At 60.9% G+C, this 18,317-nt stretch carries 20 protein-coding genes; 6 read left to right on the forward strand and 14 right to left on the reverse strand.

Features of this window, described 5'->3' with window-relative positions; genetic code table 11:
* Window positions 1–7 precede the first annotated feature (7 nt).
* Both AYB31_RS17250 and AYB31_RS17255 read left to right on the forward strand, forming a co-directional pair.
* Complete coding sequence (locus tag AYB31_RS17250; RefSeq protein ID WP_177332308.1) at window positions 8–2,056, forward strand: FimV/HubP family polar landmark protein; 2,049 nt, start codon at window positions 8–10, stop codon at window positions 2,054–2,056.
* A gap of 98 nt (window positions 2,057–2,154) precedes the next feature.
* Window positions 2,155–2,430, forward strand: a complete 276-nt coding sequence (locus AYB31_RS17255; protein WP_068829977.1) for a SelT/SelW/SelH family protein — start codon at window positions 2,155–2,157, stop codon at window positions 2,428–2,430.
* Between the two features lie 45 nt (window positions 2,431–2,475).
* Here AYB31_RS17255 and AYB31_RS17260 read toward each other — a convergent pair whose 3' ends face one another.
* The 3 genes from AYB31_RS17260 to AYB31_RS17270 form a co-directional block, all read right to left on the reverse strand.
* Window positions 2,476–3,348, reverse strand: a complete 873-nt coding sequence (locus AYB31_RS17260) for a DMT family transporter (RefSeq protein WP_068829980.1) — start codon at window positions 3,346–3,348, stop codon at window positions 2,476–2,478.
* A 37-nt stretch (window positions 3,349–3,385) separates the two neighbouring features.
* A complete protein-coding gene (locus tag AYB31_RS17265) occupies window positions 3,386–3,721 on the reverse strand; it encodes a tRNA-binding protein (RefSeq protein ID WP_068829981.1) in 336 nt (111 codons plus the stop codon).
* 63 nt (window positions 3,722–3,784) lie between these two features.
* A complete protein-coding gene (locus AYB31_RS17270) occupies window positions 3,785–4,558 on the reverse strand; it encodes a helix-turn-helix domain-containing protein (protein WP_068829982.1) in 774 nt (257 codons plus the stop codon).
* 134 nt (window positions 4,559–4,692) lie between these two features.
* Between AYB31_RS17270 and AYB31_RS17275 the strand changes: the two genes are divergently transcribed.
* Both AYB31_RS17275 and AYB31_RS17280 read left to right on the forward strand, forming a co-directional pair.
* Window positions 4,693–5,502: a UDP-2,3-diacylglucosamine diphosphatase gene (locus tag AYB31_RS17275; protein WP_068829984.1), complete on the forward strand. Its 810-nt coding sequence runs from the start codon at window positions 4,693–4,695 to the stop codon at window positions 5,500–5,502.
* Window positions 5,499–6,530: a glycosyltransferase family 4 protein gene (locus AYB31_RS17280; protein ID WP_068829985.1), complete on the forward strand. Its 1,032-nt coding sequence runs from the start codon at window positions 5,499–5,501 to the stop codon at window positions 6,528–6,530. The genes AYB31_RS17275 and AYB31_RS17280 overlap by 4 nt, the downstream gene beginning before the upstream one ends.
* 77 nt (window positions 6,531–6,607) lie before the next feature.
* Here AYB31_RS17280 and AYB31_RS17285 read toward each other — a convergent pair whose 3' ends face one another.
* From AYB31_RS17285 to AYB31_RS17295, 3 genes are all read right to left on the reverse strand, one after another.
* Complete coding sequence (locus tag AYB31_RS17285; protein WP_068829987.1) at window positions 6,608–7,996, reverse strand: adenylate/guanylate cyclase domain-containing protein; 1,389 nt, start codon at window positions 7,994–7,996, stop codon at window positions 6,608–6,610.
* Window positions 7,997–8,139: 143 nt separating this feature from the next.
* Window positions 8,140–8,727 carry an HD domain-containing protein gene (locus AYB31_RS17290; protein ID WP_068829989.1) on the reverse strand — a complete coding sequence of 196 codons (588 nt, stop codon included), beginning with the start codon at window positions 8,725–8,727 and terminating at the stop codon, window positions 8,140–8,142.
* Window positions 8,728–8,749: 22 nt separating this feature from the next.
* On the reverse strand, window positions 8,750–9,067 hold the full coding sequence (locus AYB31_RS17295; RefSeq protein WP_068829990.1) for an Mpo1-like protein: 318 nt from the start codon (window positions 9,065–9,067) through the stop codon (window positions 8,750–8,752).
* A gap of 123 nt (window positions 9,068–9,190) precedes the next feature.
* Between AYB31_RS17295 and AYB31_RS17300 the strand changes: the two genes are divergently transcribed.
* A complete protein-coding gene (locus AYB31_RS17300; RefSeq protein ID WP_068829992.1) occupies window positions 9,191–10,195 on the forward strand; it encodes an AraC family transcriptional regulator in 1,005 nt (334 codons plus the stop codon).
* A 162-nt stretch (window positions 10,196–10,357) separates the two neighbouring features.
* Here AYB31_RS17300 and AYB31_RS17305 read toward each other — a convergent pair whose 3' ends face one another.
* The gene (locus AYB31_RS17305; RefSeq protein ID WP_068829994.1) at window positions 10,358–11,149 is read right to left on the reverse strand and encodes a dienelactone hydrolase family protein; all 792 of its coding nucleotides are present in this window, start codon (window positions 11,147–11,149) and stop codon (window positions 10,358–10,360) included.
* A gap of 127 nt (window positions 11,150–11,276) precedes the next feature.
* Here AYB31_RS17305 and AYB31_RS17310 point away from each other — a divergent pair, with 127 nt between their 5' ends.
* A complete protein-coding gene (locus AYB31_RS17310) occupies window positions 11,277–12,452 on the forward strand; it encodes an MFS transporter (RefSeq protein WP_068829996.1) in 1,176 nt (391 codons plus the stop codon).
* A gap of 9 nt (window positions 12,453–12,461) precedes the next feature.
* On the opposite strand, the gene AYB31_RS17315 is transcribed toward AYB31_RS17310, so the two are convergent.
* From AYB31_RS17315 to AYB31_RS21220, 7 genes are all read right to left on the reverse strand, one after another.
* Complete coding sequence (locus tag AYB31_RS17315; protein WP_068829997.1) at window positions 12,462–13,094, reverse strand: DUF502 domain-containing protein; 633 nt, start codon at window positions 13,092–13,094, stop codon at window positions 12,462–12,464.
* A 148-nt stretch (window positions 13,095–13,242) separates the two neighbouring features.
* Window positions 13,243–14,094: a DMT family transporter gene (locus AYB31_RS17320; RefSeq protein WP_068829999.1), complete on the reverse strand. Its 852-nt coding sequence runs from the start codon at window positions 14,092–14,094 to the stop codon at window positions 13,243–13,245.
* Window positions 14,095–14,289: 195 nt separating this feature from the next.
* Complete coding sequence (locus AYB31_RS21205; protein ID WP_082805341.1) at window positions 14,290–14,598, reverse strand: putative quinol monooxygenase; 309 nt, start codon at window positions 14,596–14,598, stop codon at window positions 14,290–14,292.
* Between the two features lie 175 nt (window positions 14,599–14,773).
* A complete protein-coding gene (locus tag AYB31_RS21215; protein WP_082805343.1) occupies window positions 14,774–15,133 on the reverse strand; it encodes a DUF2750 domain-containing protein in 360 nt (119 codons plus the stop codon).
* A gap of 1,131 nt (window positions 15,134–16,264) precedes the next feature.
* The gene (locus tag AYB31_RS21545; protein WP_153020740.1) at window positions 16,265–16,543 is read right to left on the reverse strand and encodes a hypothetical protein; all 279 of its coding nucleotides are present in this window, start codon (window positions 16,541–16,543) and stop codon (window positions 16,265–16,267) included.
* A gap of 75 nt (window positions 16,544–16,618) precedes the next feature.
* Window positions 16,619–17,416, reverse strand: a complete 798-nt coding sequence (locus AYB31_RS17325; protein WP_068830001.1) for an FRG domain-containing protein — start codon at window positions 17,414–17,416, stop codon at window positions 16,619–16,621.
* Window positions 17,413–18,240 (reverse strand): hypothetical protein, encoded by an 828-nt coding sequence (locus tag AYB31_RS21220; RefSeq protein ID WP_082805344.1) that lies wholly within the window; start codon window positions 18,238–18,240, stop codon window positions 17,413–17,415. Before AYB31_RS21220 ends, AYB31_RS17325 begins: the two co-directional genes overlap by 4 nt.
* Window positions 18,241–18,317: the final 77 nt, after the last annotated feature.

Here is an 18,317-nt window from a genome sequence, read left to right on the forward strand (position 1 = left end):
GGGACTTATGGCCCGTTTGCGTCTTTTGCTGCTGGGGCTGGCCTCGGGGTCGGCGTTCTACTCGGGCATTACGCCCGCCCTTGGCCTGGGTGAGATCAACCTGCATTCAGCCCTCAACCAACCGCTGGACGCCGAAATAGAACTGTTCCAGGTCGGCGACCTGGGTGAGCAGGAGATCAAGGTGCGCCTGGCCTCGGCGGAGGAGTTCAGTCGGATCGGTGTGGAGCGTTTCTACTTCCTCAACGACCTGCGCTTTACCCCGGTGCTGAGTGGCGGCCGGGGCCTGATCCGCGTGCAGTCGAACAAACCGGTGCGCGAGCCCTACCTGAATTTCATCGTCGAAGTGGCCCGCCCAGGCGGCAACCTGCTGCGCGAATACACCTTGCTGATCGACCCGCCTGGTTCATCGGCCTACACCCCGCAGGCGGCGCCTGCGCCACAACCGGCGGTGAACGCCTGGCGCAGCGACCCGGCACGGCCATTGCCGCAGGCCAGCCGCGGTGAACGCTATCGGGTACAGCGTGGTGACAGCCTGTGGAGCATTGCCGGGCGCTTGCAGGCCGCGGGCGCCACGCTCGGCCGCGAGGCGTTGATGAGCGATATCCATGCCCTCAATCCGCAGGCCTTCAGCAATGGTGATCCCGGCCGTCTGCGTGCCGATGTCGAGCTGCTGCTGCCCGATGCGGCCCAGGCTACGCCAGCCGTCGAGCCCGCTCCGCTCGCGGCGCAGGCCGCTGTTGCGCAGCCCGAGGTCGATACAGCGCAATCCGAGGTGGCTGAGCAGCAGCGCCTGCAAGCCGAACAGGCACGGGTGGATGCCGAACTGGCCGAGGTCAACACCCAGAACCTGCAATTGCAGAACTCGCTGAGCGAGCTGCAGGTGCAGTTGCAGCAACTGCAGGCGCAGATGGCCGAGAAGGATCTGCAGATGCAGCAGCTGCGCGAACAGCTGGAGCAGCAGGCTCGCCCCGCAGCCCCCGTTGCACCGCAACCGGCCAGCCCCGTTATCGAATCGCGTGGCGCGGGCTGGAGCTTCTGGCTCGCCGGCGTCGTGCTGCTTGCGTTGCTGGTGGGGATGACGCTCTGGTTGGTTCGGCGGCAGCGTCCGCAGCCAGAGCCGGAGCCGCTGCGGCGGCCGCTGGAGGAGCCGCGCATGGTCTCCCGACCCGTACAGGAGAAAGTGGTCGAGAGTGTGGCGCGGCCAGTTGTGCCGGCAGCGCAGCCGCTTGAACAACGTGTGCCGCCGGTGGCGACCGATCCTCTGGAGGGCGCCAATATCTATATCGCCTACGGCCGCTTCGCGGATGCCGCCAACAGTCTGCGCAAGGCGATCGAGCAGCAACCCGAGCGTCTCGACCTGCGTCTGCGCATGCTGGAGGTCTGCGGCGAACTGGGTGATGCCGCTGCCTTCTTCGAACAGGAACGGCAGTTGCACGAGATGGGCGCCAGCCATGTGCAGGTGGACCAGATCCGCGCACGCTTCGGTCACCTGCAGCAAGATCAAGATCAGGCAGCGCCGCAATTGGCCGCGATGGTCGAGGAACCCGAGCAGGCGGCGGTGCTGCAGGACGATTTTCAGCTCAACCTGGACGACCTGTCGCTGGATGCCGACTGGGGGCTGGCCAGCCCGTTCCAGCCGGAACAGTCGGCGCGGGCCAAGGCCGAGAAGGCTCAGCAGGAGGTGTTCGACCCGGATTTCAGCTCCAACCTGCAGGAGCTGCCCGAGGTGGCCGAGATGAATGCCGACGATGGCTTGCTGGCATCCTTCGCCGAGCTACCGCAGGAACAGGTGCTCGACGAGGACATCGTCGAGGCCTTTTCCCACGAGCAGGTAGGGCGGCAGGCGTCGGCGTCCGTGCATCCGTTCGAGCCGCTGGCGGACAATTTCGAGCACCTGGCCAGCAATCGTGACCACTTGGTGCGCCTCAACACGGCGCTGGCCTACATCGAACAGGGCGATATTGGCAGCGCCTGCGACATCCTCAATGAACTGATCAGCGAGGGCGACGAGCAGCAGCGCGAGCGTGCCCGCGAGCTGTTGGCGAAAATCGCCTGACGCGCGAAATAGGGCGGGAGGGCGACGCCGCGGCATGACCGCGGCGTTGTCCTTTTTGCGGCGCTATCATGCCCACCCCGAATTGACTGGAGCTCGCCATGAGCAAACCGGAAGTGGTGATCACCTATTGCACCCAGTGCCAGTGGCTGTTGCGCGCGGCCTGGTTGGCCCAGGAGCTGCTCAGCACCTTTGCCGACGAGCTGGGCATGGTCAGCCTGGAGCCCGGCACCGGCGGGGTGTTCCGCATCGTCTGCGATGGCGTGCAGCTGTGGGAACGCAAGGCCGATGGTGGTTTTCCCGAGGCCAAGGAGCTCAAGCAGCGCTTGCGCGACCTGATCGACCCCGAGCGCGACCTCGGCCATATCGACCGTTAGTGCTCTAGCCCTCCTGAGCTTGGCCGAGCAGGCGCGGCTGGCGCGTCAGGCGAGGTCGTCGACTTTTGCCGCGTGCTTGCTCAGGCGCGCCGAGATCAGCGTGGCCAGCAGGATCAGCACGCCGCCGAAGACCATGCGCAGGCCGGGTTCCTCGTCGAACAGCCACCAGGCGAAGAGAATGCCGTAGACCGGCTCCAGGGCGAACACCACCGAGGCGCTGCGGGCGTTGAGCACGCGTAGGCTGGCAACGAACAGGCTGTGGGCCAGGGCCGTGCAGAGCAGGCCGAGCAGGGCGATCCACAGCCAGTCCAGGGCTCGCACCTCGGGCAGTGCCGACCAGGCCAGCGGCAGCGTGCAGACAAGAATGCCGAGGTTCTGCCACAGCGCCGCCTGGGCCGGCTCGACGCCCTTGGTGGTGGCGCGATTGCTCACCGAGACCAGAGCGAACAACAGCCCGGAGAGCACCGCCCAGCCGAGGCCAAGGGTGGCTTCGCTGCCGAAGTCGAAGTGCGGCGTGACCAGTACCAGGCCCAGGCAGACCAGGCCGACCACCAGCCATTCGGCGCGGCGGATGCGCTCGCGAAACAGGATGCCTTCGAGCAGCACGGTGAAGGCGGGGAAGCTGGCGAAGCCGAGGGTAGCCACGCCCACGCCGGATACCTTGACCGCAATGAAGAAGGTCCACCAGTGCCCGCCCAGCAACAGGCCGGCGCCGGCCAGGGCCAGGCAGTGGCGCCAGCTCAGGCGCCGGGTGGTTTCGCCAAAGTGGCTGAACAGGCCCAGCGCGCCGACGGCGAACAGGGCGCGGCCGAAGACGATCACCAGCGGCGCGGCCAGCGCCAGCTTGCCGAAAATGCCGGAGAGGCCGAAGCACAGGGCGCCCAGGTGCAGGGCGAAAAGCGCGGTGCGGTGTTGCATCAGAAATTCCAGACTGCGTAGAGGAAAGAGGGGGGATTCAGGCCAGGCGTGCGCCATTGCTCAGCGGTCGGTCGAAGCTGGTCAGCACCACCTTGCCCTGGGCATCGTGGACGCCGGTGACCAGTGCCTCTGAGCGTATCCCGGCGATGCGCTTGGGCGCGAAGTTGCACACGCACAGCACCTGGCGCCCGACCAGCTCTGCGGCACTGTAATGTGCGGTGAGCTGGGCGCTGGAGGTTTTCACCCCCAGTTCGCCGAGGTCCACTTCCAGCACATAGGCTGGTTTGATCGCCTTTTCGTTCGCACGGGCGCTGAGCAGGGTGCCGACGCGTAGTTCCACGCGCTCGAAGTCCTGCCATTCGATGGTCGGCATGCCGGCAGCTCTCCTGGAGTGATCGGCAGAGTCTAGGCGTTGGCGTGAGGCAGGTCTGTCGCGCTACTCGCGGCAATTGTCGCGCGCCTCGCGTGCCTGGCGACGCAGTTCGCGTGGGGTGAGGCCCAGCTCGCGGACCAGGGCGGCGGTGAAGGCACTCTGCGAGGCATAGCCGACCCGCGCGGCGATTTCGCCCACCGCCAGGCCGCTGTTGATCAGCAGTTCGCGGCCCAGTTGCAGGCGGCGCTGGCGCACATGCTCCATCGGCGTGTGGCCGGTTTCGGCCAGAAAACGGGCGTGGAAGCGCGCTGCCGACAGGTCGCACAGGCGCGCCAGATCGGCCACCTGCAGGGGGTGGGCGCAGTGTTGGTCGATATGGGCGTCGAGGCGCGCCAGCGGCAAGCCGGGCGCTACCGCTGGCGCGTGGCTGCCGCTGAGGCTGGCCAGCAGCAGGGCCGCGCCTTGCTGGGCAATCACCGCATCGTCGAGCGGGCTGGCCGCCAGCCAGTTGACCAGCTGGCTCTGGGCTGGGCTGAGCTGGCGGCGCCCCGGGGTTTCCAGCAGGCGCCGGCTGGCGTCGAAATGCCCACCGAGACGCTGTTGCAGCCAGCCGTCGCGTGGCACATCGAGGACCAGGCATCGGCTGCCCAGGGGGCTGGCGCAGGCGTGGTGGGCATCGGTGGGCACCACGGCGAGGCTGGCGCTGGCGATCTCGCAGCCGCGACCGTCCACCTCGAAGTCGAGCCGGCCGCTCAGGCCGAATACCAGCTGGGCGTGATCATGGCTGTGGGCGATCTGCTCGTGGTGATAGTGGCGCAGCGAGAGCAGCTGGGACATGGCGGACTCCTGAACGAAGGGCCAGTGTACACCGGCCGTTGGTGCTGTTCGTCTGTCATGCAATGGTCACTCGTCTGTCATTTGCACTTCACCACCCCGGCGCACGCTTGGCCAAACCCAGCCGGAGGCCGCCCATGAGCATCGCCGAGCGCAACAAGCCCAGCCGCAAGCAGCATGTCCGCACTCTGTGGATTTCCGACGTTCACCTAGGCACCCGCGACTGTCAGGCCGAACGCCTGGCTGGGTTCCTCAAGCGCTACCAGGCCGACCGCATCTACCTGGTCGGCGACATCATCGACGGCTGGAAGCTGCGCGGCGGCATCTACTGGCCGCAGGCGCACACCAACGTGATCCGCCGCCTGCTGACCATGAGCAAGCGCGGCACCGAGGTGATCTACGTCACCGGCAACCATGACGAATTCCTGCGCCGCTACTCCACGCTGATCCTCGGCAATATCCAGCTGGTCGACGAGGCGGTGCACGAGACCGCCGACGGCCGCCGCCTACTGGTGATCCACGGCGACCAGTTCGACGTGATCACCCGTTATCACAAGTGGCTGGCCTTCCTCGGCGACTCGGCCTACGAGTTCACCCTGACCCTCAATCGCTGGCTCAACCACTGGCGCGAGCGCTGGGGTTACGGCTACTGGTCGCTGTCGGCCTTCCTCAAGCACAAGGTCAAGACGGCGGTGAACTTCATCAGTGACTTCGAGGAGTCCATCGCCCACGAATGCGTCAAGCGCGGGCTGGACGGCGCCGTCTGCGGCCATATCCACCATGCCGAGATCCGCAAAGTGAACGGGGTCGAGTACATGAACTGCGGTGACTGGGTGGAGTCCTGCACGGCGCTGATCGAACACCTGGACGGCAGCATCCAGCTCTATCGTCTGGCCGAGGATCAGGCGGCCGTGGCCGAAGCCGTCGCGCTCGAGCAGGCGGCATGAGGATTCTGATCGTCAGCGACGCCTGGCACCCGCAGGTCAACGGCGTGGTCACCAGCCTGCAGGCGCTGGTTAGCGAGCTGCGTGGCCTGGGGCATCTGGTCAAGCTGCTGTCGCCGCAGGACTTCCGCCATCTGCCGTGCCCCAGCTACCCGGAAATCCCGCTGGCCTGGGACCTGTGGCGGGTCGGCCCGGCGATTCGCGAGTTCCGCCCGGACTGTGTGCACCTGGCCACCGAGGGCCCGTTGGGCTGGGCGGCACGGCGCTGGCTGAACAAGCGCGGTCTGGCCTTTTCCAGCGCCATCCACACGCGCTTTCCCGAATATGTGCATACGCGCTGGCCGCGCATCCCGCTGGCCTGGGGCTACGCCTACCTGCGTCGCTTTCACCAGTCCAGCCAGGCCGTACTGGTGAGCACCGAGCGCTTGCGCGAGGAGTTCGCCGGATGGCGTCTGGCGCGCCTGCAGTTGTGGCGCAAAGGCGTGAATGGCGCACTGTTCTTTCCGCGCCCAGTGGCGCGTAGTGAACCGGTGTTTCTCTATGTCGGACGTCTGGCTGCGGAGAAGAACCTGCGCGCCTTTCTCGATCTGGAGCTGCCGGGCGAGAAGCGTGTGGTCGGCGACGGTCCCGAGCGTGCCGAGCTGCAGGCCGCCTACCCGCAGGTGAGTTTTCTCGGCTACCAGCAGGGCGAGGCGTTGGCACAGGCCTTCGCCGCCGCCAGCGTGCTGGTGTTCCCGTCGCGTACCGATACCTACGGCCTGGTGATGCTCGAAGCGCTGGCCTGCGGCACCCCGGTGGCGGCCTATCCGGTGGCGGGGCCTCTGGATGTGCTGGAGCCGGGGGTGACCGGGGTGATGGACGAGGACTTGCAGCAGGCCTGCCTGGCGGCACTGGCGCTGAGCCGCGAGGTCTGTGCCGAGCGTGCGGCACGCCAGTCCTGGCGCGCTTCGGCGCTGGAATTCCTGGCCAGCCAGCCGCTGCTCGACGGCGAGCTGGTGCAGCTGGGCGAGTTGCCGGCTCTGCAGGTGTAGGGCGGGTGCAAACCGCGCTCCCAGAAAAGCAAAACGCCGCCCAAGAGGGCGGCGTTCTTATTGAGTAGCGCAGGGCGTTACAGGATGACCTTGTCGCGCAGTTTGTCGGCGGCCTGACTGAGGGCCTGGATGACTTTCTCCTTGTCGTAGTTCTGGATGCCGTTGGTATCCAGGTACATGGAGAAGCCGGGCAACTCGTGTTCGACATAGCTGGAGCGGGCACCCAGGTCACGGCGGAAGTCCACCACTTGGTAGATCTGCACCGGCCGGCTGAAGCCCTTGACCGCGATCTGGCCCTTGTCGCGGCACATGATCACGTCCTTGATCAGCGAGTAGGTCTCGTGGGAGATGAGAATCTCGCCGGCCTCGGATGAGCTTTCCAGGCGGCTGGCCAGGTTCACTTCGCGGCCGATGATGGTGTAGTCCATGCGCGTGTCCGCGCCGAAGTTGCCCACCGTGCAGTAGCCGGTGTTCAGGCCCATGCGGATTTCCAGCGGCTTGGTGATGCCCTGGGCGCGCCACTGCTGGCGCAGCACCTTCATGTGCTTGCGCATGGCGATGGCCATCGACACGGCGTTGGCCGCGTCCTTCTTGGCGCCTTGGCTGGACGGGTCGCCGAAGAACACCAGCACGCTGTCGCCGACGAACTTGTCGATGGTGCCGCCGTACTTGAGGGCGATCTTCGACATCTCGTTGAGGTAGGTGTTGAGCAGGTCGGTGAGCTGCTCGGCTTCCAGTTCCTCGGCCAGCTCGGTGAAGCCTTTGATGTCGGAGAAGAACACGGTGAGCTTCTTGCGCTGGGTTTCCAGGCGTACGTGCTTCTTGCCGCTGAAGATCAGCTCCCAGACCTGGGGTGACAGGTACTTGGCCAGGTTGCGTGCCAGGCGTGCGGCCTTTTCCTGTTCGCGCTTGATCTCGTGGCGGGCCAGGGTCAGGCGCAGGCCCTGTTCGTGCACGAAGAAGGCGGTGATGCAGATATACAGGGTGCTCAGCAGGATGCTGACCAGGGCGACCAGGGTCGGGGTGTTGGCGTTGACATCGGGATGAATCAGCGCGGTGTTGAGGGCCGTGCTGCCCGCCGCGACCAGCACGGCCAGGCCCATCTGGCGCACCCCGCCGGCGATCAGCGCGCTGAAGCACAGGGTCAGCAGGAACATCAGTCCGGGCACCACCGAGAAGCCCATCAGCACGGCGGCGGCGCCGGCATGCACGGCATCGATGAACAGCAGGACGAGGGAGGTGCGCTCGGGATGTTCGCGCTTGAAGCGATTACCCAGGTGGTAGGCCAGGTGCGGGTAGAGCAGCGCGTAAGGCACCATCCACAGGATGTTGTAGCCGAAGTGATTGACGTAGGTGCCGGCGGCGATGGCGGCTGCAGGGGCTATGTAGGCCAGCACCCGCGAATAGTATTCGCGCAGCAACGGGGCAGGTTGCGCCCTGGGTATTTCCTGGACGTTGGACTTCATTGATGGAGCGATCCCTGATGGTTTTCTGGCGCTTCTGCTGAGCGCCTGGACGGTCTGCAAGACCTGCGCCAAGGTCTGGCGGGTGAGGGATCATAACCAGCCAGCGCACGGCGGCCAAGTATGGCCGCCGAATGGCGCTGGCTTCAGCTGGCCTGGCGCTCCATGGCGGCCTTATAGATGGACTGCTTGGGCTGGGCGAAGACGCGGCGCAGCATGGGCTCGAAGAACTCCAGCGGCAGGGTCTCACCTTGCGGGTCGAAGGCGGCGGCGTCGTAGCGGGCGCAGAACTCTATGGTCTGCTGGAACTGCGGATGGTCCTTGAACTGCTCGCGCAGGTGCCGGTCCAGCCCCAGGTGGTGGAAGAAGTAGTAGCCCTGGAAGATCGCGTGCTTCTCGATCATCCAGTGGTTTTCCGGGCTGACGAAGGGCTTGAGCATGGCGGCGGCGATATCGGCATGGTTGTAGGAGCCGAGGGTGTCGCCGATGTCGTGGAGCAGGGCACAGACCACGTACTCCTCGTCCTTGCCGGCGCGGTAGGCCAGGGTGGCGGTCTGCAGCGAGTGGGTCAGGCGATCCACCGGGAAACCGCCGAAATCGCCGTCGAGCAGCTTGAGGTGAGTGAGGATGCGATCCGGCAGCTGCTTGGCGTAGGCGGCAAAGTCCTGGGCGATGATGGCCCAGTCCTCGGCGCTGCCGTCTTCCATATGGGTGAATTGGGCGTGAGCGTTCATCAGGCTGTCTCTTGTTATTGGATTAGAAGCGGATGCGGCCGGTAAAGGCGTCTTTGAGCATCACCCAGTCGCCCATCAGGCTGTACAGCGGGTACTTGAAGGTGGCGGGCTTGTTCTTCTCGAACACGAAGTGGCCGACCCAGGCGAAGCCGTAACCGGCAAACGGCAGGGCCAGCAGCCACAGCCATTGTTGGGTCAGCAGGGCATAGGCGAGGATGCTCAGCACCAGCAGACTGCCGACGTAATGCAGGCGACGGCAGATGTCATTGCTGTGTTCCTGCAGGTAATAGGGGTAGAACTCGGCAAAGCTGTTGAAGCGTTCGGTGGTTTCGGCGCTCATGGCGTACCTCCTGTCATTGTTGGCCTCAGTGTATGCGGGCTGTCTCCTGCGGCCAGTGACATACAGGGCCAGTTTAGTATCCTCTTGGCGCCAGACCGTGCTGGCCAATCCATAAGAAGAACGATGAGCGAACGAACCACTTCATCCAGCTGGGCCACCAGCATCGTCCAGGGTCTCGAGCTGGGCGGTGTCGACTGCCGAGCCCTGTTTGCCCAGCTGGGCATGGATTACGAAGCCCTCAGCGACCCGGACGCGCGCTTCCCCCAGGACGGCATGACCCGGCTCTGGCACCTGGCCGTGGAGGCCTCCGGCAATCCGACCATCGGCCTCAACCTTGGGCGTCTGCCGGTGCGCCCCACGGCGTTTCATGTGGTGGGTTATGCGCTGATGTCCAGCCGCAACCTGCTGGATGGCTTTCAGCGCCTGGTGCGCTATCAGCGCATCATCGGCGAGGGCGCCGACCTCAGCCTGCAGCCGAGCCCGGATGGCTACGAGCTGATCCTGGCGATTCATGGCGATCACTTGCCTGCCGCCCGTCCCAGTTACGAGGCCAGCCTGGCCCATACCATGGCCTTCAGCCGCTGGCTCACCGGCAAGCCGCTGAAACCTCGCGAAGTGCGCTTCCAGGGCCCGGCACCAGCCGATCTGCGTCCTTATGAAGAGATTTTCCAGGCGCCGTTGCGCTTTGCCAGCGAGCGCTACTCGCTGTTGTTCGATCGCGCCGATCTGGAGGCACCGCTGCCTTCGGCCAACGAGGCCCTGGCGCAACTGCACGACCGCTTCGCTGGCGAATACCTGGCGCGCTTCTCCGATGGTCGGGTGACCCATCAGGTACGCCAGGTGCTGTGCCGCTTGCTGCCCCAGGGCGAGCCCAAGCGTGAGGCGGTAGCGCAGGCACTGCTGCTGTCCGAGCGCACCTTGCAGCGTCGCCTGCAGGAAGAGGGGGCCAGCTATCAGCAATTGCTCGACGACAGCCGCCGCGAACTGGCCGAGCAGTACCTGGCCCAGCCCAACCTGACGCTGCTGCAGATCGCCTACCTGCTCGGCTTCGCCGACCCCAGCAACTTCTTCCGCGCCTTCCGCCGCTGGTTCGACACCACGCCGGGCGAGTACCGCGCGCGGCTCTGAGCCTTCAGCGCTGGATGTGATCAGGGTGTGGAACCGCCTGCTGACCGCATTGCCTCCGCGTCACGTTGCGGGCTCAGGTAGGGTGAAGTGGCGCGATACCCTGCGCCACTCGAAGATGCCGATCGCCTGGTGCTCGGATCAGTCTGTCCAGGCAGCGTCGGCTTAGAACACCTCTTTGAACAGCGCCTGCATATCGGCCCAGGAGCGCTCGTCGGCCTCTTTCTGGTAGCCGAGGTCCAGGCCATGGCCCTTGTGTGCATCGGCATCCGGGTTGCTGAAGCCGTGCTTGGCGCCGGGCAGTTCGACGAAGCGGAAGTCGGCGCCGGCCTGTTGCATCTCGGTCTTCAACGCGGCGACCTGTTCCGGCGTGACGAAGCTGTCTGCCGCGCCATGTTCGACCAGCACCTTGGCCTTGACGCTACCCGGTGTGGCCGGTGTGGCGGTAACCAGGGCGCCGTGGAAACTCACTACGGCTGCCAGCGGTACGCCCTGGCGGGCCATGTCCAGCACCACCTTGCCGCCGAAGCAGTAGCCGATGGCGGCGAGCTTGTCGGCATCGGTTTGCGGTTGCGCCTTGAGCAGGTCGAGGCCGGCCTGGAAGCGCGCCATGGGAATGGTTGGGTTGGCCAGGGCTGCATTCATGAAGGCCTTGGCGTCATCCGGGTGGCTGGTGTTCTGGCCGCCGCCGTACATGTCAACGGCAAGGGCGCTGTAGCCGAGTGCGGCGAGGTCGCGGGCGCGACGTTTGGCGTAGTCGTTCAGGCCCCACCATTCGTGGACCACGATCACTCCGGGGCGCTTGCCTTGCAGGCTGTCGTCCCAGGCGTGGTAGCCGATCAACTGGGTGCCGTCGGCGGCGGTGTAGGGAATCTCGCGGGTCTGGATTTCGGCCTGGGCCATGCCTGCCAGAAGCAGGGCGGCGCTGCCGAACAGGCCGAGCAGGGTGTTGCGCATAGGGTTCTCCAAGCAGGTTGGTGGGCAACAGCCAAGATAGACCAAAGAAAACGATTAGCCAGCTATCGTTTTTGTCGTTATGTGCTAGTTTTTCGCCTTCTTCGGGCTCGTCCGTTCGAGAGTCGCCATGACGACATCTACACATCTTCTGCGCGGTACTGCCGCCTACCACCGCGCCACCCTGGCTCTGTTCTGTGCAGGTTTCGCCACCTTCGCCTTGCTCTACTGCGTGCAGCCGCTGCTGCCGCTTCTAGCCGCGCATTTTGCCGTCTCGGCGGCGACCAGTGCCCTGGCCCTGTCGCTGACCACCCTGAGCCTGGCCCTGAGCCTGTTGCTGGCCGGTGCCCTGGCCGAGAGCTGGGGGCGCAAGCCGGTAATGGCGTCGGCCCTAGGCCTGGCCGTGATGCTGGGGTTGGCCTGTGCCTGGGTGGACGACTGGCACCTGCTGCTGGTGCTGCGCGCGCTGCTGGGCCTGGCCCTGAGCGGTCTGCCGGCGCTGGCCATGGCTTATGTCGGCGAGGAGTTCGCCCCCGAATCACTGCCGGCGGCGATGGGTCTGTATATCGGCGGCACGGCTCTGGGCGGCATGCTCGGGCGTTTGCTCGCCGGCCTACTGTCGGACCTCGGCGGCTGGTCGTTGGCGCTCGCTGGCATCGCCGGGCTTGGCCTGCTGGCCCTGTGTCTGTTCGTCTGGCTGCTGCCGCCGTCGCGGCATTTTCGCGCCCAGCCGCTGTCGCTGCGCGGCCTGCTCGGCAACTTCGCCGCCCATCTGGGCAATCCGAAGTTGCGCTTGCTGTTCCTCCAGGCGTTTCTGTTGATGGGCGGCTTCGTCGCGCTATTCAACTACGTGGGCTTCCGCCTGGCCGCGCCGCCGTTCTCGCTCTCGGCGACGCTGATCGGCTTGCTGTTCGTGGTCTATTTGGGCGGCATTCTCAGCGCCGGCTGGGCCGGACGCCTGGTGGTGCGTTTTGGCGCGCGTCAGGTGCTGCAGGGCGGCATCGCCATCATGCTGCTCGGCGTGGCGTTGTGCGTAACGCCCTGGCTGGTGCCGCTAACCCTTGGCCTGGCGCTGTTCACGTTGGGTTTCTTTGCCGCTCACGCAGTGGCCAGCGGTCAGGTGGGCCAGCGCGCCCGAAGTGCCAAGGCGCAAGCCTCGTCGCTGTACCTGTGTGCCTACTACCTGGGTTCCAGTTTGATCGGTTACCTGGGCGGTTATATCTGGGGGCATTTCGGCTGGCTGGCACTGCTGGGCGCGCTGTCTGGTCTGTTCCTGCTGGCGATGGTCAGCGCCAGGAAACTCTGATCGGGTTTCTCAGGGTTTGGGTGGAGTGATGCCCATCGACACATAGATGCTGGTGAAGCGATCCATGCCCATCTCCGCCGGCTTGACCCACTCCACCGGTACGTAGAGCAGGCCGCCGCCCACCGGCACCGGCGCGGTCGGTACCAGGATGGCGTAGTAGTCGCGGCCATCGATTTGCAGCGGCTCGGGATTGGGGCGCAGGGCCAGCACGGCAGTGCCGTCGCCACCGAAGAAGCACCATACCGGGCTCATGGCCGCCAGGTCGGCGCTGTCCTTCTGGTCCAGCAGGCCGACGAAGCGATCCGCCAGGCCATACAGATTGCCCAGCAGCGGGATGCGCCGCAGGGTACGGTCGAACAGGCGGCTCAGTGGCCCTTTCAACCCCAGTTGCACGGCAAGGCCCAACGGGTAGAGCGCCACCACCAGCGCCAGGGTGCCCAGCAGCCAGGCCAGCAACGGGCTGCTGACGAAGGGCTGGCCGAGCCCGGCAAACAGCTTGCCGATAAAGCTGGCTGGGCCGATCAGGGTATTCAGCAGGCTCACCAGCCAGGCCAGCAAGGCCAGTGACAAGGCCAGCGGTAGTAGGGCCAGCAGCCCCGCCAGCCAGGTGGTGGCGATGGAGTTGAAGCTGCGTTTGAACATGAGCGAGTTCCTGTGGCGGGCCGCTAGGCTATGACAAAGCGTCACGAACGCCTACCGGGAAAGCGGAGCGATGCAAACCTGAGCGTTTAACGCCCCTCTTCCCAGCGGTCAGAGGGGATGGCCATTGCAGCTTGCGGCAGGAGCGTGCTCAGCGTTGTCCCAGTTTTTGTTTGCTTTGTATGACCAGCGCGATGCCGCCGAGTATGGCCACGGAGGCCAGCGCCAGGCGCAGAGTGATGGCTTCGTCGAGAAACACCGCGCCCGCCAGGGCTGCGATAACCGGCACGCTCAGCTGGATGGTGGCCGCCGTCGTGGCCCGCAACAACGGCAGCACGCGATACCACAGGGCGTAGCCCAGCCCGGAGGTGATGCCCCCCGAGGCGATGGCGTAGGCGACACCGGCGGCGTCCAGTGAGGTATCGCGGTACATCAGCAGGCTCAAGCCTAAGGCGAATGGCACCGTCAGCAGGAAGTTGCCCGCCGTCACGGCGGTCGGGTCGCTAGCGCCCTTGCCGCGCACCGAATAGACACCCCAGGCCACCCCTGCCAGCAGCATCAGCAGCGAGCCGAACAACGGCGGTGCGGAAAGCCCCGGCAACAGCAACCCGACCAGCCCCGCCAGCGCCAGCGCCAGGCCGCCTAGTTGCAGCGGCTGCATACGCTCACCGCGGTACATCGCCCAGCCGAGCATGGTGGCCTGTACCGCTCCGAACAGCAGCAGCGCCCCGGTGCCGGTAGGCAGGCTCAGGTAGGCGTAGGAAAAACCTGCCGCGTACAGGAACAGCATCGCCGCCGAAAACCAGCTGCCTTGCCGAGGCCCATGCGCGGCTCTGGCCCGAACCAGCAACCCCAGCACCAGAGCCCCGGCCAGCAGACGAATGCTGGTGAAGCTGGCCGCATCGATGGCGCTCTGCGCCAGCGCCAATCGACATAACAGCGAATTGCCGGCGAAGGCGAGCATGGTCAGAAGGGTTAGGGTGAATAGCTGTGGAGTTGGCATGGGGGCTACTTCGGATTCCTCTGCAGGGTTTCCATGTTTTGGTATGGGCTAACCAAGTTATCTGAAGTAATTGGCTATTTGTCTATATATTCGCTTGCGCTGGCTGGCGTTTGGTTCAGTGCGGCCGCAAGCGTAGCTTGAGGACGTTCCGAAGTGAGCATGGCGAACGCTTTGAATCACTTGCGAGACCGCACCTTAGGTACCTTTCGACCACATTGGTGTGAGCGCGGTGACTTGAGGTGGGCCAGACAGAAGAGGCTCAACATCCTTCAAATAAGCCGCATAACTCTCAGTTTTTAGAAAATTTTGCGACGCCTCGACGCTGTCATATTGCTGGAACGCTAAAATTGAATCCGGGTCACCGTTTTCGAAGCAATAGAAGTAAGCCATATGGCTTGAGTTGGCCGATATGGCTGGTGCCATGTGTCTTTCCCACACTTTTCGAACTTCATCTCGCTTCCCTGGCTGGGTTTTGTGTTTGATGATAAGTGCAAAAGAAGTCATTGTAACTCCGGGTTGTTTTTGGTAGTGGCTTTAATGGCTGGGTGTTAGTTATTTACTGCATGATTTCCATGTTGCGCATGCTTTAATTTGCCGTTTAACGATTAAGCTAACGGGCAGGCAAAAGCGCAGCTTTTGACTGTCCAGCGAACGAAGTGAGCGATAGTTGAGCGCATTGTTAGGTGCTTTTGCGCAGGGCTTCAATGTTGCGTTGCACGCTGAGAGGTTGAATTTCATAGCCGCTAGCAGCTTGGCCTGACCAATTAACTCCAACCAGCAGGCCATCTTGAGTTAGCCCTGGCACCCAGCGCTCGCAAAATATTGACCATTCAATAGCCACCGGAGTGAACCCTCCATAAGCCGGTAAGTTCTGGATAATTTTGAGGGCGCGCGATTCGGACGACCAGAATGGCATTGCTCTAGCTCCATCGGAGCCCAAAGGCGCAGGAAAACCGGCTTCGTCTCTAATGCCCCATACGAAGCCAGATTTAGCAACCTCGCGATAGAACGCGGAGGTATGAACAGCAGCAATACTCATATGCACCTAACGTTTGGTTAAGGGGCCGGCTTTAGCCGGTCCCGAGTGAGCGAAGCGAGCGACTTGAACCAGTTGTTAGGCTTCGCTCCGATGTGACAGAAATAGCTCGTACACTGTATTGACAAGAAGGACATAAAAATAACCTATAACCAGTGTGTAAGCTGAAAAAATAAGGAGTATTCCGAATATTTCTTTTGCTTTAGACCCCGTTAAAAGTAGTAGTGGGCTCAAGATAAAGCAGAGAGCCAGAAATATAAGTGGTGCGAAATATGATGCCTTGCGTAGGGTTGCTGGTTGGCGATTGCGCGACCAGATCAGGACGGCTAATGCAAAAATTGCGTATGGGCCGCCACCAATTACAAGGGAGATTGTTAGTACAGCCGATAGGACGAAAATTTTATTCATGGCCACTGAAATTAAAAAGAAAACCAGCGGGATTACCAATGGCGCTGTCAGACTTAATTGGAAGTAACGGGTTCCACTGAGCATGTAATGCCTAACGTTTGGTTAAGGGGCCGGCTTTAGCCGGTCCCGAGTGAGCGAAGCGAGCGGCTTGAACCAGTTGTTATGCGCGTTGGCGCGAGTTTTTGAATAATTTTGCTATGGAGATTAGCGTGTAAAGAAAAAAGATAAAAGTAACTGAGTTGAGAAAATATACTTCTGCGTACGTTATAGAGTTCCTGATATATGGTTGATATGTGCTTTCGTGAAAATTAGAAATTATGGCGATTGACGAAAGTGTGTAGATTGGATAGGCGAGACTTGCATAGAAGATTTCTCTAGCCTTGTTGCTCCAAAAGAATATGAGTGTGGCTGCTGATGCGTAAATGAAAAGTGGGATTAGGCTGGAGAGTATTATGGCTAGGCGGTACTTTGTGGTGATCGCAGATGATTCTGATAATTTAATTGCTGCGGCATCAACTAGCTGATTGTGTGCTACAAACTGGCCGATCTCATTTTTCCATGAGCTAGGGATAAGTGCTGGCTCGGTGATTATTAGCCAGCCAGCGATAAGGCCACAGATGATGCTTGCTAGAGATCGCACAGATTTCCCTTTAGTGCATAACGTTTGGTTAAGGGGCCGGCTTTAGCCGGTCCCGAGTGAGCGAAGCGAGCGGCTTGAACCATTTGTTAGGTATTCACCTCATTTCTTCTACCGGCTGCAAGCCAATGAATAAATAGAAAGGCCTGAATTGCCACTGCAATGAAAGCTCCTGGTAAATATGCAGATTCGGAACCGAAAACATGGACGAAGGCCATGCCAGTTATCCAACCAATAGGTAGGAAAGGAATAGATAAAATTATGCCGAGCATCATGATGCCGCCACCTAATAGGTTGGTGATGGGGAATATAGATGCATAAGCTAGTGCAATGGCTAGCTGTACTGTGAGAGGGCGCCACGTTTCCATGTGATACCTAACGTTTGGTTAAGGGGCGGGCTTTAGCCCGTCCCAGTGAGCGAGGCGAACGATTTGAACTATTTGTTAAATTGCATGTACTTGCATATCCATCTTGATGGACTTGGCCAGTCCGCCTAGGTCGCCATATATAGTCTTTGCATTTATGTTCATTTTTCTTAGAAGTGCGTAAATATTTTCATAGATAGAGTGCGGCACAATAAGCTTTAGTATGCGGACATCTTTATACATGTCCCTTGCAAGCAGATCTTCGATCCTTTTTTCCTTGTCTCCAGAAATCAGAAAAGTTCCTGACTGTCTGTCTATTCTGGCGTTTAACTCTAATGGTTCTGTAATCCAAACAACTTCATATGAAAAGCGATCTACCACGTCATCAAATAACTCGTCCTGCTTGCCTATAATTTCATGTCTGGTTTTCTTGAAGCTAGAGTCGCGCTTCGAGATAAAAGCCAACGACTCATCCATGATTGAGTTGTAGTCAATCGCATAAATTGCGAGATCATTTCTTAGAAGTGGGTTGTATGCTTCCAAAGCAAAGTATAAGGCCACATAAGGGCTTTCTGTGAAATCAATAAGCCGTGTTGGTGCTCCATAATGCTGCATAACAGACAGCCAGGCCAACTTGCTCTTTGGTTCATGTTCATGCCCGTTATAAATGTGGTACTTTGATTTGAATAAATTTAGGTAGTGGTCTTCAAATTTTCTAGCTAATTCGCTTGACCACTTCTCGCCAATTGTGCGCTCCAAAGTGGATTCTAACTTCCAGCTTGAATCTGCATGACCTCTATAGATAAAGCTATTCGGTAGTTCATTTATTGAGCGGATCAGATGTTCGGAATCTTTAATGTTTACTTCCGTAATCATCCTCTAACCCTCATGTATTCAGCGTGCATTTGCTCTAATACTTGCGAGCTTGTTGCGTCATTTTCAACTGCTACTACAACCGCATCACCTTTCATTTTAATGTTTTTAGCCTTGGTGCCTTTGTTAGGGATCACTCTGGCAGAAGCTGTATTCCCAGTGGCTGCGGTTGATTTTGCTACAGACTCAGCGACTTCTTCATTAAGTGCCTCACCGACAACCTCTAAGGTTCCTGATGAAGCTCCCATGCTTTGCGCGTAAACCGATAGGGGTTTTTGAAAGAGCTCATCTGCATCAACAGGATTTGGCCCTGTAAAAGTCGCCCTGAATTTTCGAATTGAATATGCGCCCCGGAGCTTATCCAGAAAGTCTTCTGGGTCTGGTATTACGTCGACTCTGATTTCTATTCCTGACTCAATTGCAACTCTGGTGGTTAAGAGCAAATCCTTAATTCTTCTAGCAATGCTTGAGGCATTCGGGGCTAATTTTGATTTTTTGGCGATGCCAAGCAATCCAATTTTTGCGTCAAAAATAACAACTGTATAGGGGCCAGAGTCATCTAGCTCATCAACAAAGTCGCCAGTTTCTTTATCGAATTTTTCAACAGTTGTCTTTGTGGTTCTGCCTACAGCAAAAGATCCTGAAACCTCATCAAACATTCTAACGTTGCCGAGATGCCATTCGCTCCCGCTCGATAAGGTGTATTCGGGTTTGTCATGAATAGATTCTAGGAAAAGCTCCATTGATGATTTGCTTTTAACAAACAACGGAAGCTGTGCTGGCTTTATAAATTTTGCTCTATATAAGTGGTATTCGCGTGTTCCCAATGCTCAATCCTCCTCTGATCTATGGGTGCAATTTAACGTTTGGTTAAGGGGCCGGCTTTAGCCGGTCCCGAACGAGC

The organism is Pseudomonas sp. BMS12, from assembly GCF_001592875.1.
Taxonomy (GTDB): domain Bacteria; phylum Pseudomonadota; class Gammaproteobacteria; order Pseudomonadales; family Pseudomonadaceae; genus Aquipseudomonas.